This is a genomic window from Candidatus Woesearchaeota archaeon, assembly GCA_030651375.1.
Taxonomy (GTDB): Archaea; Nanobdellota; Nanobdellia; order Woesearchaeales; family UBA12501; genus JAUSFM01.
This window is the reverse complement of sequence record JAUSFM010000006.1, coordinates 64576-81393: the sequence shown is the minus strand read 5'-3', so window position 1 is coordinate 81393 and position 16818 is coordinate 64576. Positions and strand designations below refer to the sequence as shown.

At 48.3% G+C, this 16818-nt stretch carries 13 protein-coding genes, 2 tRNA genes and 1 other RNA gene; 10 read left to right on the top strand and 6 right to left on the bottom strand.

The window, feature by feature from the left end:
• The first annotated feature begins 92 nt into the window (after nucleotides 1-92).
• The 6 genes from Q7R76_02195 (at nucleotide 93) to Q7R76_02170 (ending at nucleotide 6529) form a co-directional block, all read left to right on the top strand.
• Complete coding sequence (locus Q7R76_02195) at nucleotides 93-1223, top strand: hypothetical protein (GenBank protein MDO8642380.1); 1131 nt, start codon at nucleotides 93-95, stop codon at nucleotides 1221-1223.
• A gap of 32 nt (nucleotides 1224-1255) precedes the next feature.
• The gene (leuS, locus tag Q7R76_02190) at nucleotides 1256-3946 is read left to right on the top strand and encodes a leucine--tRNA ligase (protein ID MDO8642379.1); all 2691 of its coding nucleotides are present in this window, start codon (nucleotides 1256-1258) and stop codon (nucleotides 3944-3946) included.
• Nucleotides 3947-4000: 54 nt separating this feature from the next.
• A complete protein-coding gene (locus Q7R76_02185; GenBank protein ID MDO8642378.1) occupies nucleotides 4001-5476 on the top strand; it encodes an HD domain-containing protein in 1476 nt (491 codons plus the stop codon).
• 186 nt (nucleotides 5477-5662) lie between these two features.
• Nucleotides 5663-6127, top strand: coding sequence for a lamin tail domain-containing protein (locus Q7R76_02180; protein MDO8642377.1), 465 nt, complete (start codon nucleotides 5663-5665; stop codon nucleotides 6125-6127).
• Between the two features lie 84 nt (nucleotides 6128-6211).
• Nucleotides 6212-6332 (top strand) — tRNA-Leu (locus Q7R76_02175).
• 35 nt (nucleotides 6333-6367) lie between these two features.
• Complete coding sequence (locus Q7R76_02170; protein ID MDO8642376.1) at nucleotides 6368-6529, top strand: hypothetical protein; 162 nt, start codon at nucleotides 6368-6370, stop codon at nucleotides 6527-6529.
• Here the strand turns inward: Q7R76_02170 and Q7R76_02165 are convergent.
• From Q7R76_02165 to Q7R76_02140, 6 genes are all read right to left on the bottom strand, one after another.
• Nucleotides 6512-6817: a phosphotyrosine protein phosphatase gene (locus Q7R76_02165; protein MDO8642375.1), complete on the bottom strand. Its 306-nt coding sequence runs from the start codon at nucleotides 6815-6817 to the stop codon at nucleotides 6512-6514. The two genes, Q7R76_02170 and Q7R76_02165, sit on opposite strands and share 18 nt — an antisense overlap.
• Before the next feature lie 46 nt (nucleotides 6818-6863).
• Nucleotides 6864-7196 (bottom strand): tRNA-binding protein, encoded by a 333-nt coding sequence (locus Q7R76_02160; protein MDO8642374.1) that lies wholly within the window; start codon nucleotides 7194-7196, stop codon nucleotides 6864-6866.
• A 45-nt stretch (nucleotides 7197-7241) separates the two neighbouring features.
• Nucleotides 7242-7511, bottom strand: an RNA gene (gene ffs / locus Q7R76_02155) — signal recognition particle sRNA.
• Nucleotides 7512-7575: 64 nt separating this feature from the next.
• Nucleotides 7576-7659: transfer RNA gene (locus tag Q7R76_02150), tRNA-Leu, on the bottom strand.
• Between the two features lie 62 nt (nucleotides 7660-7721).
• The gene (locus tag Q7R76_02145) at nucleotides 7722-8123 is read right to left on the bottom strand and encodes a hypothetical protein (GenBank protein ID MDO8642373.1); all 402 of its coding nucleotides are present in this window, start codon (nucleotides 8121-8123) and stop codon (nucleotides 7722-7724) included.
• 85 nt (nucleotides 8124-8208) lie between these two features.
• Entirely contained in the window at nucleotides 8209-11463 is a 3255-nt protein-coding gene (locus tag Q7R76_02140; GenBank protein MDO8642372.1) for a hypothetical protein, read from the bottom strand.
• A 107-nt stretch (nucleotides 11464-11570) separates the two neighbouring features.
• Between Q7R76_02140 and Q7R76_02135 the strand changes: the two genes are divergently transcribed.
• Genes Q7R76_02135 through Q7R76_02120 form a run of 4 tightly spaced genes read left to right on the top strand, consistent with a single transcriptional unit; the run spans nucleotide 11571 to nucleotide 16810 of the window.
• On the top strand, nucleotides 11571-12668 hold the full coding sequence (locus tag Q7R76_02135; protein MDO8642371.1) for an ATP-binding protein: 1098 nt from the start codon (nucleotides 11571-11573) through the stop codon (nucleotides 12666-12668).
• Nucleotides 12665-13186 (top strand): RNase P subunit p30 family protein, encoded by a 522-nt coding sequence (locus Q7R76_02130; protein ID MDO8642370.1) that lies wholly within the window; start codon nucleotides 12665-12667, stop codon nucleotides 13184-13186. Before Q7R76_02135 ends, Q7R76_02130 begins: the two co-directional genes overlap by 4 nt.
• Nucleotides 13187-13229: 43 nt before the next feature.
• Complete coding sequence (locus Q7R76_02125) at nucleotides 13230-16304, top strand: hypothetical protein (protein MDO8642369.1); 3075 nt, start codon at nucleotides 13230-13232, stop codon at nucleotides 16302-16304.
• Nucleotides 16301-16810 carry a hypothetical protein gene (locus Q7R76_02120; GenBank protein ID MDO8642368.1) on the top strand — a complete coding sequence of 170 codons (510 nt, stop codon included), beginning with the start codon at nucleotides 16301-16303 and terminating at the stop codon, nucleotides 16808-16810. The genes Q7R76_02125 and Q7R76_02120 overlap by 4 nt, the downstream gene beginning before the upstream one ends.
• Nucleotides 16811-16818: the final 8 nt, after the last annotated feature.

Below are 16818 nucleotides of genomic sequence, written 5' to 3'. Positions count from 1 at the left end.
TTTTTAATGATGTATTTTGTTTTAAATTGATATTGAAGATTATGTTTCTCTTGTGCGAAATGTTTATTAATCATGACCTTCTTTCGAAGGGTATGGACTGGTCTCTAGAGCGAAGGGGTGATATGAACATTCCGAGCAATGATGAAAAAAGAGAATTCGGCGCCAGTTTTGGCCAGGATTTTTTTGCCGGATTGGGATTAAAATATCAAGGTGCTCAATGGGAACTGCACTGGCCGTTTCAGAATTCTGCAGGCGAATCAGTTCACACAACACTCACGGCGTTGCTTGCCCAGATGTCAATGCCTGCTATTCAAGTTCCGCTTATTGAGGGAGTACCGCCAAAATCTCACGTACGCATTATGACCTCACGGTGGGAAAATGAACAGCCACGAGTAGATGAGCAAAGATTTCAGTTTGATTCCGCACTCAATGTTGATATGCGTTTTCGAAGTGAACCACCTGACGATATACATCTGGTTGATGGAACGCCAGAAAATCGGCGTGTGTATGATGCCTGTCTTGCACAACCGAGACAAGGAATCTTGGAATTCGATTTTGAGTTGAGGGTTGATCGCTATTTCCTTCGCAATCTCTTCGAGCAGCAGGGAACTCCACGGCCGGATTTTGATGCGCGATTCAGCTTCCGAGAAAGAGTTGGAAGAGATGATGGTTTACCACGAGGAAATCTACACGCAGAGTTGGAAGGCACCGCGGACTATCCGCCAACTGCCGCTTTGCTTCGCACCATTGCACAATATCATCATCACGGTGGCGTGTTCCCTGCTGAATCATTTGATGCAGTGGCTGAAAAAATCAAGCACACGCTTAGGCCTGAAGGAAGCAAACGCACCCATGTGGTGCTTAGGTATGCCCCAGACATCTATGGAACTGCCTTGGTCTATGAAACATTTTTCTCCCCTGAACAAGCTGAATCGTATCTCGGCAACAGAAGAGCAGGCTATCTTCTGGGCGAGATTCTTGCAGAAAAACCAGGACAACTAAGCACGCTTGAAAAAGCACCAGCGGGCGAATATCTGTTGGTGCGAGCAGAAAACTGCGAAGTCCGCTCTGAAGAGTGGGAAGTACGAACAAGCATAACTCCCTGCCGCTCGGTTCTCGAACTGAAAACAGAAATGTTGAAAAGGCCGGAAAAGTATTGGAGCATACGAGATCAATATGCGCTGCGCATCCTGGAAGACAATCGGCACCAGCGCTCCCCGTAAGCTTTAAATAGAATCAACAAGTTCTGACGTGTATGGGCATCTTCAACGACTTCGACGCCAAATGGCAGCAACGCTGGGAAAAAGCGCAGATTTTCAAGACCAGCGAAGAGCCGAAAAAGAAAAAATTCTACTGCCTTGAAATGTTCCCATATCCTTCTGGAAAATTGCATATGGGCCATGTGCGCAACTATTCGATTGGCGACGCGGTTGCGCGGTTCAAACGAATGAATGGATTTAACGTCCTGTACCCCATGGGCTTTGACGCGTTTGGATTGCCCGCGGAAAATGCAGCCATCCAACATCATGTGCACCCCAGTGAATGGACCGAACAGTGCATTACGAGTATGGAAAAGCAGATGCGCCGACTGGGATTGAGCTATGATTGGGAGCGTGAAGTGGTCACATGCCGGCCAGATTATTACAGATGGAACCAATATATATTTCTGAAGTTTATGGAGAAGGGTCTTGTTACGAGAAAAAAGTCGCCGCAAAACTGGTGCCCAAAATGCGCAACCGTACTGGCAAATGAGCAGGTTGTCGATGGAAATTGCTGGCGCTGCAACAGCGCCGTGCAGATAAAAGAGCTGGAGCAGTGGTTCCTGAACATTACAAAATATGCCGACGAGCTTCTTGATGACCTTGCCATGCTGGGCAACTGGCCGGAGCGCGTCAAGGTCATGCAGCAGAACTGGATTGGCAAAAGTAAAGGGACGCTCGTGCAGTTCAAACTCAAAAATCCGCCGAAAGGGGTTTCTGAAACACTCCCGATTTTTACCACGCGGCCAGACACGCTGTTTGGTGTTACATTTATGGTCTTTGCGCCGGAACATCCAACGGTCATGGAGCTGGTTAAAGGCACGGACTATGAAGAAAAAGTGCGGAAATTTATTGACCGCGTTGTTATAAAAGAAAAATTCACGCGCGCTGCAGACGACAAGGAAAAAGAAGGCATGTTTATCGGCCGCTATGCAGTCAACCCGCTCACGAATGAAGAAACGCCAATCTATATTGCCAATTTTGTGCTGATGGACTATGGCACCGGCTGCGTGATGGCTGTTCCAGCGCATGACCAGCGTGATTTTGAATTTGCAAAAAAATACAACATTCCGCTGAAAGTAGTTATCAGCCCTGGCGCGTACGAATTAAATCCTGACAAGATGGCATGCGCCTATGTTGAAGATGGTATGCTCGTCAATTCGGGAGAATTTGATGGCATACAAAACCGTGAGGCTATTGATACTATCACCGCGCACCTCCAGAAAAAACGCCTCGGCAAGGAAACATTCCAGTACAAATTACGCGACTGGCTTATTTCGCGACAGCGTTATTGGGGAACGCCTATTCCGATTATCCATTGCGAAAAATGCGGCGCTGTACCAGTGCCCCTCGACAAGCTTCCTGTTGAACTGCCGAAAAAAGTGCTGTTTTCCGGCGAGGGAAATCCGCTTGCGTCGGCGAAAGAGTTTGTCAACGTACCCTGCCCAAAATGCAAAGCACCTGCACGCCGCGAAACTGACACGATGGATACTTTTTTTGACAGCAGTTGGTACTTGTTTAGATATTGCGATTCAAAAAATACAAAGGCACCATTTGGCCAGAGCCACGAGCAGTGGATGCCGGTTGACCAGTACATCGGCGGCATTGAGCACGCGATTTTGCACTTGCTGTACGCACGATTCTTTACCAAGGCAATGCGCGATTGCGGATTAACAAAACTGAATGAACCGTTTACGAATCTCCTCTGCCAAGGCATGGTGATTAAAGACGGGGCAAAGATGTCAAAATCAATCGGAAATATCGTCGAGCCAGACGCTATCATCCAAAAATTCGGCACGGACACCGTGCGCCTCTTTATTCTCTTTGCTGCCCTGCCGGAAAAAGAGCTGGACTGGAGCGACGCTGGCGCAGAAAGCGCGTTCCACTTTTTGAAGCGCGTGTATGGATTGGTTGAAGAGAATGTTGAAGGAAAACACACCGCGCTGAAAAACAAAGAGAAGCACTTGATTTCAAAAATGCACAAAACAATTCAACGCGTGACAGAACTGTTTGAAAAATTCCAGTTCAGCCTTGCCATCGGCACGATTATGGAATTAGTCAATGCAGCGTACCACTACAAAGAAGGTGAAATCAATAAAGAGGCGTATGATGATGCCGTCATCGCCATCGCCCAGCTGCTGGCACCAATCACGCCGCACATCGCAGAAGAGATGTGGGAAAAACTCGGCAACAAAGGATTTATTTCACAAGCGCCGTGGCCAGCGTTTGACGCCAAAAAAATAGATGAGAAAGCAGAAGCAGGCGAAGAGCTGATTCACGACACGTTGAGCGATATTGGCACAGTGGTGAAACTGATCGGAAAAAAGCCGCAGAGCATAACTATTTTTGTGTCGCAGGAATGGAAGTATGAATATGTTGCATTGGTCAAAGACTTCCTCGAGCTCACGCGAAATCCGGGTGACGTGATGAAAAAAATTCTTGCGATTGACGCGATGAAAAAACAGGGGCAGGAGGTTGCCAAGCTCACGCCGAAACTGGTGCTGGACCCGTCAAAATTGCCGCGAGTGGTGCTCGACCAGAAAACAGAATATCAGCTGTTGGTTGAGAATAAAGAAGTCTTTGAAAAAGCGCACGGATGCCCGGTCACGATTGTGACAGCAGAAGAATCAAAAGAGCCCAAGGCAAAACAAGCAATGCCTGGCAAGGTCGCGATTATGGTTGGATAGTAAATAGGATATAGACAATAAATCTTTTTATAGCTCCTTCTATTTCTTTGATGTGTGGGGACAAAAGAAATTAATGACGGAGTTAAAAGTGCTTTTGAGTATGATCAATTGGTTATTGAGCTGCTTGACACACCGGAAGTTCAAAGAATGGAGCACGTCAAGCAGACGGGGCTGGGGTACAAGACGTTTCCATCATTGTCCTACGCTCGCAAAGCGCACCTCATCGGTATCAGCCGAGTCGCAACTGAAACATTTCGCGCCCTCGAGCGCAACGGATCGAATCTTCCTGAATCTTTTCTCGGCGTACTCCAGGCAATTGCTATAACGCATGATATCGGCCACGGGCCTTTTTCACACGGACTCGAACGCGTGATTCTTGGCACAGGCGGAGAGCCGCATGAAGATATATCAGCAAAAATGGTTCTTGGGCAGTTGACGTTTGTTGATTATTTTTCCCAGCGGCCGCATTTGTTGGGAGATGGCCCGATCGTCAAAAAAGTATTACAGCGATATGAACAACTGGAAAAAATTCCTGAAATTCTCACAAAATATGGTGTCGATCCCGTACTGGTTGCTGCTGCCTTGTCGCCCAAAGTCGCTGGACAAGAACTGTCACCGCAAAATCGCTTCCTCAAAAATCTTATCGACGGCTCGTTATGGGATATTGATAAGGCGGACTATCTTCCGCGCGACAGCAGGGCAGCAAATGTTGACGGCGGCTATGTCGAACCAGACCGAATGTTGACTGACCTGCGCGTGGTTGAACAGAATGGCGAGCGGCGCTTGGCACTTGCCGACAGCGCCTTGGACACGCTCGCGCGATGGGTAGCGGCGCGGAAGTACATGCATTATAATGTCTACAAGCACAAAACAACATTGAAGTTCGAAGCAATGCTGTGCGAGGCAGTGAAGCGAAGTATGCGCTACTTTCGCGAAAATGATATTGAGATTCACCTACTGACTGACAGCAAACTGCTGGAGCTGTTGACACAATATGATCCGATAAGCGCGCAACTCGCACTGGATGTCTCATTTGGAAGGCCCTTCAAGTACGCCATGGCGTATACTCTGCAGTCCCATCGAATGCGAACTATGTTAACAGGAACGAATGACGATGAGGAAACGATCAATTTTACTGTATTGCAGAATTATGCAGCAGCACAACAAGCACAGAACGTGCCATTTCCTGAAGACGTGATTCGTGACGAAATAGCCGCACGAAGCGGTGTTCCCAACCATGAAGTACTGGTCATGTTCCCAGTCAAAACCCGAACCAACGATGAGTACCGAAAGAAGATGGATTTGTTGGTGTATGCAAAACAGGGAGGGGGAGTGACCAACGTAACCCCGCTTATTGACCTGCTTGACGGCACCGCGCCGTTTTATGACCGCCGCGCGCAGGATGTGTACGCGGAACTGTGCAAGCCGGAAGCACGCTATTTCTTCGTTGTGTTTAGCCCGCCGGAACATCGCGATACCGTCAACAAGGCAACACGAGAGTTTATGCAGAGTTTGCGCCGCGCGGCATAAAAATTCTGTCGTCGATAAAAAAATCCCGTTCCGGCACAGCCGAATACTTTCCGGATTTGTTCGCGGTTTTCGGAAATATTCCGCCGTATCCGGAAACCTTCCGGTGCTGCCGGAAATCGTCCGAATTTTTCGCCGGAGCGCTTATTAAGGCGTGCATCTTCTCTTTTTGAAAACGGAGGTGTCGAGATGACACAACAAACAGTCTCGGGCCTCGCTGCGCATATCAAAAACAGTATTGGAAAAGGGCTTCTCGCTGCCACACTCGCGGTCAGCGGGTGCGGCGTGCAACAGCCAGTAGTCAACACCTGTGTCTATGTTGCCCGCGTGCAGTACGATGCACACGGCAGAGACAACCAGAACCTGAATGATGAATTTGTGGTTCTTGAAAACGGCTGCAACAGGGAAATAGATATCACCGGATGGAGTGTCCGCGACGATGATGGAAATCGGTACACCTTTCCTTCGCGCACACTCGACATAGAAAAAATCGTGTGCCTTCGGTCCGGCGCAGGAGCTGATTCAGCGCATGACGCATACTGGCGAAGCCCGGGCAAGCCGATCTGGAACAATGATAAAGATACTGCGTATTTGTCCAATGAACTGGGGACGCTGGTGCAGAAATATACGTATGATAATCGGGAGAGAAGATAAAAGAAAAAAAACCCTAAAGGAAGGGAAGAGACTCAGACCGATACGTAAAATGGAACAGAGATATATAAACTTTTTGTTCATCATGCCGCGGTAACCCTAATCAGGTAAGGGAAGAGACTCAGACTCTCTTGTCCGCAAGGACCTCTGGGTTCAAAATCTCTTGGAGGCTTTAACTCCTTGGGTGAAAATCCCAGCCCCGACGGCTTTATTTTTGAGTGCAATAATTTCGAGGGGATGAAGATGTTTGCATGGGAAATTTCAATCAAAGAGCTCAAAAATGGTGGCGCCTTATTTAAGGTGACACGGCGCCTTCCTGCACTCCATGTTGCTGAAACAAAAATGTTCAGAAACAAAGATGAAGCAAAAAAACAGCTTGAAGAATGGCTACAAAACCTGTCGTAAGTGGGATTGAAGGAGTGCAATGAGGCGTGGCTGATTATACGAATAAACGTCCGGAATATCAAGAGAAACAATACGTTTCTTGAGATATTCTTGTGGAAAGCGTTTCGATAGTTCGGTTCGTTGCGCGTCTTCCATGACGACGACGACATCAGCCCAGCGCAGCTGCTGCGCAGTCACCGGCTTTTCATTGTAGAGACCTGCTGATTTTGTTTCAAATGTGCCTTTAAACAACTTCTCGGCTGTTTTACTTCGGTGCTTGTTTTGGTTGCAGATGAAGAGGAGTTTCATACAAAGATAAAACTAAAGGATGAATATAAATTTTGTGAAGAGAATGTTAATACAACCGTCCACCAATCTGCACTGTTTTGTCAGGCACCACCAGAATACAATTTCCGTTTTCATCCGGCACGCCAAGCGTCAGCACGTCTGATACTGCTGGCCCGATTTTTCGTGGGGGAAAATTCATCACACACAGCACGAGTTTTCCCATCAGTTCTTCTTTAGAATAATTCGCGACCAGCTGGGCGCAGGATGCTTTAATCCCGATGTCTTTTCCCAGATCGATTTTTAGTTTGTACGCTGGTTTCTTTGCTTCGGGAAAATCATCAACCTGCACAATTTTTCCGACGCGGATGTCAAGCTTTTGAAAGTCGTCAATCGTTGCCATAGTTTCACAAAAAAATAATGAGATTGATAATACTAATAAAAAAATGGACAGGCACACCAGCAATGGATGCGGAACAACTGCACCAGCGTCCCTGTGGGCTTCTCCTTTCCGCTTCCCCGCAAGCACTGATTCGAAAGGTGAGTGCTGCTTCGTTCCCGACCTGACACGGTTCCCCGACGGACCCGTCCTGCAGGACAGAAATTCATAGGCACCAACAGGACCAGTGCAGCCATGCGGCACCGCTTGCCAGCTTCTGCCCCGACAAAGCTCATTTTCGGTAACAGGAGAGAGCTAGCCTCCCGGCATAGCCTGTCCAACAGCAAAAAGTGCTGCTTCGTTTATATACTTTTTGGAAAGAAACGAGAGAATAAAAAAGATATGCGGGCGGCAGGACTCGAACCTGCGTAAGCACTAAGCTACTGGCTCCTGAAGCCAGCCCGTTTGACCGCTCCGGCACGCCCGCGAAAGCAGAGAAAAAAGAAGGGTAAGCGGTGGTTTATAAAAGTAGTGGTCGTGTATGAGTAATTAGTAATACCGTTCATATCTCGTCTGCGCATAGTTCGGCCAATAGCCGCCCGCAGGATAATTAGTGCGGGGATACGCCCCTTCGTAGTACCGCATGGCGCCGTCATTCATGTAGTACGGCCGGTTGTAGTTGATGTTGTATGACGCTGAATAGCCGGAATATCCATAGCCGTACGAATATTGAGGATAACTCCAGTAATCGCCAAGATCATTGGTCGGATAATAATAGCCCATGCTGCTATATGCGGTGTTCGTGTGCGGCCGGTACGAGTCGTAACCGTATTGATAATAATAACTGCCGTGACCATCGTATATATAAGAATCATGCCATGCGGAAACCGCAGTAAGAGAAGCAAGGAACATGACAATGCTGAGGATTATTTTTCCGAGGTTTGTTTTCATGGGAATCACGTGATGGAAAGTATAAGGGATATTTAATTTTTTTGCATATAGTTTCGGGGATTATGTTGAGATGATGAGTATATGCTTATTCCTTCAGCTTCAGCCGTGTAGGCGGCAGTGCGTATTTTGATTTTTTTTGTTTTGAGGCGATTTGTTTGGTAGTTTGTTTCGGTGTAGCGACGTTGATTTTTTGCTTGACCTCAACCGCGAGCTGCTGAAGCAGTGCCTTGTGGCGCTTGCGCACTTCGGAGGTGATGAGGAATAGTATGCCAAACAGGATAACGATGCCAAAGACAAGGTAGAGCCAGTAGGCAAGCAATCGGCCGATAAAGCCGCGCTTGGTGAGCTTGACGAGGATAGTATTGTTGAACAATTCGCGGTCTGCCCGTGCAGTTTGCTCTTCAATTTTCAGGTTCAGCTTGTAGGTGCCGTCTTTCACGCCGCCATGGGGCGCAAGGAGCATGGTGATTGTCTCACTGTCTTGCGGCTCAACTACTACACTGCGCAGGTCAAAAGTAATCCAGTCTTCACTGCTTTCAGCGGTAATATTGTAAACGATATTTTTGTTCTTGTTGAGGATTTTGATGGGAACGCTGGTGAGACCGGTCACATTCAGCGTGTACTCAACCGGCTCTTCAGCACTGATTTCAACGGGCGCAGCAGACGATGGATTGAAGGTGATCATGTAATTACGTGAGAGCGTGAAAACACCAAGCGTGAGGAGTGCGACAAGCAGGAGAACGCCAACAGAGATTCCGGTTTTCTTTATTTTTTTCCGGCGTGCAGCGCGCTTTTCTTCTTTGAGCGCGGCACGGCGCACTGATTCTGCGGCAGCTTCCCGCTCTGCTGCTTCACGCAGCTTGTGGTGGGCAACAGTTTCAATCATTGAGGTTTCGTCGCCAATGATTTGTGTGGTTGGCTTTTTCTTTTTTAGTTTTCTGATAACGAGTAAGACAATAATGATAAGGACTCCAACGATGATACCGATGGCTGCGGGGAGCCATGCGTTTTTACCGACGATATCAAGGTTTAATTCATCGGCAGCAAACAGCTCGCCTTTATCGTTGGTCACTTCGAAGAGTATGGTGTAGCTGCCCGTGGGTGCTGTGCTTTGGATGGTGAGGTCTGCGGTTTTTTCGCGGCCTGGCTTGAGCAATACACTGGTTGAGCTTGGCTTGAGCCAGTCAATGCCAAAGTCCATGTTGACGGTGCGCGGCGTGCCGTCATCGATGTTTCTGAAAACGAGTGGAATGGTTACTTCTTTTCCTCCTGCAGGAATCCGAATGGTTGCGCCAGAGAAGGTAACGCCGAGTGCCGCTGCGCGCTCTGCAAAGGAGTCATCAATAGATACAATGCTGTTTTGGTGCGATGATTTCAGCATCGTTGCAAGGCCGATGCCGCCGAGAACCAGAAGTGCAACAAGGAACAGGGCGCCGAGCCATTTGAGCAGTTTCATTTTTCGCGGCGTGCGAAGCGCCTTTTCTGCTTTGTCCTTGACATCAAGAATGTTAGTACGAAGCACAAAGGGCTTGTCGGAAACGCCTTTGCTTGAGCCCAGATTATAGATTGCAAGGCGTGCGCGCCGCTTCTTGATTTTGTAGGCGAGCACCACAAGGAGGAGTCCGATAAAGGCAATGAGGAGGATGAATAAAATAGATATAAGTGGTGACGTGGCTGGCTGTTCTCCAGTTTCATCTTCAGAGATAGTGGAGACATTCAGCTGCTCTTCTGGTTGTTCTGCTGGCGCTGGCTCTTCTATTTCTTCAACAGGCAATTCTTCAGTGAAGTTGCCTGACTCATCACTTTCAGCAGGTGGGGAAAGTGAATTGACGAGCAACAGGCCGATGAGCAGGAGCAGTACAAAGACAATTGCAAGGACGCTGATGATAAGGGCTTTTCGTTTTTTTGTAGGCGCGTGAGCGCGAATCAGGTGAGCGTACGTCGGCACGGTTGCAGGCAGGAATAATTTTTTGCGCTTACGCGCGGCAATGATTCCCAAAAGGAGCACAATGACGACGAGAATAATCGGGAATGCAACAAATGCGGTTGAAACGGGATTTTCTTCGGTTGTTCCGTCAGTAGTGTCAGTAGGTTCGGTTGTTCCGGCTTCAGTTTCATCAGCCGGCTGCGGCTCTGGCTGTTCCAGCACCGTTTGTAATGCATCGTATTCTTCTGGAGTGAGCGATTTTCCGTTGTCATCACAGTATGTGATTTCAAGAGGTGATTCTGCATATTTTGCAAGATCGCCCAGTGTTGGCGTTGCTTCAACACCAAGCACATAATCGCCGGGCTCTGACTCAACGAGCAGGTCGGTTGAAACTTGCTGGCGGACTTTTCCCGGAAGCGCATAGGCACCGAGATCATATTCTTCCTGTGACGCGCCCTCGGGTGTCATGATGCCGGCGGTGAGCTGGTATTCATTTCGAATGTTTGCGGTGTTCGCAAGTTGGAGTGGCAAGCGGTTTTCAAATTCAGTGCAAAATTTGATTGATGCAGGAAGGGAAAGCTGGAAATCATAGCATTGGTTAATCACCGCGCGGAATGGAATCGTGGTTTGCAGCCCGCTGTTGCGCGTGCTGACGGTGAGTGCGAATGCGGCATCGCCGTAGACGGTTGATGGCAGCTGGAGGAAGAGAAGAATTTTCTTTTTCTGCTGCGGCGCAAGCAGGATGCTGTGCTCGCTGATGCTTATTGCCTTGCTGGCCAATACGGCATCACCATTGGTGAGCGAGACCGTGGTGGGCGCAACGCTCACGTCGTACACTTCAGGATAGGAAAGTGGATTAGCGAGCATGAATGAAAACTGTGTCGGCTGGGCAGGGCATGATACGGCGCTGTTTCTGACTGGCACAACAACAATGTTGTTGCAGACCGGCACGGTAAAGTCCTGCTCAATTTTTTTTGATGTTTGGAAGAGTGTAGAGATGGTAATGGTATTTTTGCTGGCGCCTTCAGCGCTGCATGGTGCACGAACAAATTGCGCAACATCTTGTACCTGCCCGGGCTTGAGGCTAAATCGGGTTTCAGTGAGCGTGCTCCATGACGCGGCGTCGCCGGCTTGCGAAAGTTCATAGACGCTGGTGATGTCGCCGGTGTTTTTTACGGTGACCGTGTTGGTGCGAATGCTGCAGCCGCACACTGGCAGAGTTTTTTGCTGGGAAAGCGCGAGAAAATCTTCACGCAGCGCGCTGGCAGGAAGGCCGAGCGCGGCAAGAATCGTGACGCCGATAAGGAGGAGTGCAATAAAGAATGAAGCATATGATCGGCAGGATTGGTAGCTTAGTAATGAACGGGGAAAAAGTATGCCCGCTCGGTGAAAAATTCCGTTTTTACTACTCATTGCTCATATCCCCCAAGTACTACTCCACGAGAAAGCTTCCCTATTTAAAATTTGTGGTACTTACCTACCAAAAAGCTTAAAAACCCAAAGCGAGCTTATAAAGCCCCATGGAGACTGAATTTCATATAGAGATAGAGACTATAGATAGTGGCGCAGATAGTGGCAACAGCGCTCGTACTGGTGGCAGTGTTTCTGAAACAGAGGGGCAGGCCTGCTGTACGGTACTGCCAAAAACAGCGCCTCCCGAGCCGTACGATGCTGCGTTTATTGCACAGTTTCAGGAACAGGTTGAAAAAACAATCAGCGACCACCACCTGTTCACCAAAAAAAGCAAGGTCTTGGTTGCGGCAAGCGGCGGCAAGGACTCAACCGCCTTGTTGCACGTGCTCAAAAACCTTGGCTATACTATAGAGGCGGTAACGGTTGATGCGAGAATTGGCTGCTACACCGAAGAAAACCTCAAAAATCTCCGGCAATTCTGCCAGAAAATAAACATCGCGCTCCACGAAATTGATTTCAGAAACGAATTCGGCATGGCGTTGTGCCACATCCGCGACCGGCTGCACGCAAATGGATATGACTACAAGAGCTGCCACGTCTGCGGCGTGCTGCGTAGGTATTTGATCAACAAAAAAGCAAAAGAGCTCGGCCCGGATTGTATCGCAACGGGCCACAACCTTGACGATGAATCCCAAGTTATCATGATGAACCTGCTGCGCAGCAATGTCGAATGTGCGGCACGCCTCGGGCCCAAGAGTGGCCTCGGAGATGATGTGAGATTTGTCCAGCGCGTCAAGCCGTTCTACTTCACCCGCGAAGTAGACGTGGTGCGCTACGCAAAAATGATGGAGCTGCCAGTCAAGTACGGCATGTGCCCGTGCAGCAGCGATTCCTACCGACGGGAAATCCGCAATATATTCAGCATTGTGCCAAACGCCGAACAAGCAAAAGAAAACATCATGAAGGCGTTTATGGGCATCCTTCCCCGGCTCAAGGCGCACTACGGCGCGCAGGAAAAAACACTGCGCGAATGCATCGCCTGCAGCGAGCCAACAAACAATGAGTTGTGCAATGCCTGCTCACTGCTCCAGAAGATAGAAAAAGTGGACAATAAAATAGATAACAAAGACAAGGAAAAGGCAGAAAATACCAAACAAATAGAGACCACCGCACCCTACGAACAACTGATTGTACTAACCCCATGATTGACATCGTGATTCCGGACAAAGAACACCAAACCGCACCGTTTGAGGCACTCGGCAAAAAACTGGGGTACGAAACAGTTTATGTCGTCGGAAAAAACCTACGTAGAGATCTGATTATGAACAGCGCAGGCGTGCCGGAAAAAACGCGCCACGCCATTGAAAAGAGCCCGATACACATTTTTTACAATCTTGAAGTGCATGGTGAACGCGATGGCACGCACCAGCGAAAATCCGGCTTCAACCATGTGCTTGCAGCACTCGCGCACGACAAAGAAAAAATGATTGCGTTTAATTTCAATACGATTCTCACGGCGCAGGGCGCGGCGCGGGGCATTCTGTTGGGCAGAATGCGCCAGAATGTGATGCTCTGCAGAAGATATAAGGTGCCCATGCTCCTGATTTCTGGCGCAACAAACCTGTATGAAATGCGCGCTGCCCATGACATGCTGGCATTCGGCGAACTTATTGGAATGGCCGCTGGAGAGGCGAAAACAGCGCTGGAACAGAAAATCGCCTGAAAACAAAAATAACTTTATAAAGAAAAAGCCACGCTACAGGTGGGTGGCACGAATGAAAAAAGAGGGTAGGTTAGTTTCAGGGATACTACTTTTCATTTTTCTTTGTTTGTGGATGGTACTCTCTTTTGTTCCGGCTGTAGAAGGTGCCTGTTTTATTAAAACATTTCCAGAAATAGTTGAGGGTAGCACGAGGGATTGTTCGATTGATTGGTGGACAGGAGATTGTGAAGATAAGGGGGGGAGACATATTGACCGAGGTTTTGGTTCCAATGATTGTTGTATCCTTCCAACAACAGAACGTGTACTACGTAATCAATGTTACACGCGGGCAGCGCCATTCAGTCAAGATGATAACAAAAGGGACAATCAGGTATGCCTCATTACAGCAAGTGATCTGGATGGTGCATGTGTTGCAGCAGATCAAGCAGGGGATCATTGGTGCACGATAGATGGTAGAGATGTAAGCATCACCCGCGAAGAATTTGATAAATTGGATGATGCAACAAAACAAAAATGTCCGCCGGGAACCCTCAAGCCGGATGACAAAGTTGATAGACCGGAGATTATCGCGCGGGTTAATCTCGCAAATTCAATCAGTACTGATCCGCTACAAAAGTGCGGTGAAGGCCAGGTTGTCTGCGGCGCAAAAGAACTAAAAGACGACCCGGTGGATAAAACAGGCCTTGATTTTGTGCAGTGCTGCACGTTGAACAATCTTGCTGTCGGCGAAGCAACAATTACTCCGTTTCAGTTCCCGCCAAAAGAAGATCCGAAACAACAGGAACAACGCACTGTACAGTGTGAGGAATCAACGCCGGTGATGTGTGGCGCAATCAAAGATGCGCAAACCAATGAATTTAAACAGTTGGCCTGTTGTGTGGTGCAGGAGAATGGGCATGCGCTTCCGATTCAGCGTGAGCCGCGGATTGTGCTCATCAAGGATGAAGAAAAATTGTGTGACACAAACGAATTTGCGTGCGGGTTTGTGCAGGCAAAAGGGAGTGTTGGTGGATTTGGTTTCGGAGGGGGGAATGAACAATTCATCGACGCGCCCGGCGGCATGTTGTGCTGCAAAGATTTGACAGCGGCAGAACGATTAGAAGACATTGATGAAGATTCTATTCAGAATAAAGATGATTTAAAATGCCCGAACACCCCTCGGAATGAACGGCTAAGGGTCATCAAACAAAGAGATGTCGATCAGCATTCTGAACTTGCTGAATTTATCGGCTGCGGCCAATCAGAACTGGATGCAAATGCCAATCCATTTATCTGCGAAGAAAAAAAAGCAGGAACATGGCTGGTGCGGAAAGCAAACAACCGGTTTAGCAATCCAGGCGCCTGCTGTGGTGGTGATGGGCAGAATGAGTTCTTTTCAATGAGTGATGGTGGTGTAGTACAGGCGTGTATTGCGAATCAGGCAGTTGAACAAAACAAGGCAGGCGGAAATTCATTTTTTGATGCACATAATGCACCAGGCCAGATATCATCGGTATCATCTATTTTTGGATCGGGCGTGAGTGTTGAAGTGAACTCGGGAAAAGAATCACAAAATTTTGTAATCCAAAATCGTATTAATGGAGGCGAAGAATTGGTTCTTTTTCCTGGAAAAATAGCGCGCTCAATGGAAGTAAATAACCCAGTAGGATTAGTAATTATTGTTGATGCAGAGGTTCAGGTTAAAAAAACCGGTGATCGCCTTCGGATTCGTTATTTTGACGAGCACCGGCAGCCACATGATCTTTCAACGGTAGAATACAGTACCGGCGCGTTTCAGCGATTTAAGCTGGCAATTCCTTCAACACGCGAGAAGCGATTAACCGTCGATTTCACCAATCAGGGAGAAAAAAACAACACTATCAGAAATGTACAGATGTACGCGCATCTCCCACAAAAGATACTGCACACGCAAGGTTCTTTTCTCGGATGCGCCCTTGCTGATTTTGAGCTTGCACAATTGCAGAAAACAAATCCATCGAGTGAAGCAAACGAAGGGCCGCTGGTTACCAGTGCCCAAAACTCCCAGCCGTCATGCGCAGCCAAATTCGGCAATGCGTTCTGTTCGCTGGAAAATATCTGGAAGTTTGCAGAAGGGCAGGTTGTTGAAAAAAGTGAGCCATCTGCCCAACTGTTTAGAGAAATCGGCATCAACGCAGAAAATGTACCACGATCAGTAGAAACTGACTGCTGCGCAGCAACCGAATGTTGGGATGGAGCGCGCTGTGTGCAAGGAAACTTTGATGGCCGCTTCTTCAGCGCCAATCAAGAGAAAGCGTTGTTCTGCAGCAATGGCGAATGGAAAGTGGGAGATAGAAAAACAAACCAGTTTAGCGACGGTTCACGCGTCTGCCCGGGAGATGCATGCGCGTATGCAGTTGCCGCTGGAGCGCGTACCGAAATGACCTGCAAGCCTGACGGTTTCTTCGGCCCGGCGAACAGCGGTGATGCGGGCGAAGATGTGTTTTGCGATGCTGGAACATGGACAAGCAGGCCGGTAAAACTGGCAAGTGTACTTGCGCACCTTCCTGATACGCGCATCGTTGACCGCGCAGGGCTTCCGTATAGTATCTATTGCGATACGCCTGAAGAAGTGTTGGTGAACAAGGAGTTCAGCGCGGCACTGTCGGGCGATGTCACACACTTCTTTGAAAATGGGGGAGCTGCGTACGCCTGCGTACTTCAGACGAATACGCATGCGTTGCTCAACACACTCTACAAAGGATTGTTGAGTGAAATTCCCCTTGCAAAAAATCAAGTGATTGTTGCTCTTGCGCTCACTGAACCAGAGACAATAATCAAATCGCCAGCCGCGGAAAACAGCGTGTTGTCAGCGCTTGATACGGCATACAATAAACAGCAGAGCGTTAATGGTGAGACACTCTTTACTCAATGCCTCGGCGTCTTTAAGTATCAGGAAGCGTTCAGACAGGAAATTGCAAGAAAGGGAGAAGAGTTCCATGGCTGCAATGGTGTATGGGATACGGAACGGGCACGAACAGGCTCTGGATTTTTGGAATTAAAGCCGTTCGGCAAGCCAACCGAACCAGCAAATGTGTGGTATAGCAAACGCCTCAACGCGCTCCTGTACTCGCCGAAGGCATTTAAGGTGGAAGGATGAAAAACAGACTGTTTAGTGGAAGTATTATAGTACTGGTATTTATTCTTCTTGCATATCCTGTGCATGCTTTTTTAGAGGGGGTTTTTGATGACATCAAAGAGGGGGTTAACGAAGCACTTGAAAATGTAGGGACGGTTACTCAAGAAGCCATTGACCGGATACGGGGTGCAATAAGCGCAGACAGTGGAGATATAAGTGTTGACACGTTCTTGGCTCTTTCCGGGCCGACAAAAAAAGTGCGCGGAATTAGCATTGTCAAAAGTGGCGACAAGATGATTCTTGCAAAGCGTGAAAATGGTGCAATTGACCGTGCCGCGATAAGCACGATCAAATATCAGCACATTGACATCGATGTCTGCCAAAAGATTGAGCAGAACCTTGCAGCTGATGAGCGTGAACTTGTTACCTGCAAAAAAGATGCTGACACCGGCTCAAATTTTGTCAAAATCGCCGCGTCGAACACCAAGCTCTGGCACCAGCTTGTTTCACTCATTCAGCTTCGATAAGGAGGCAC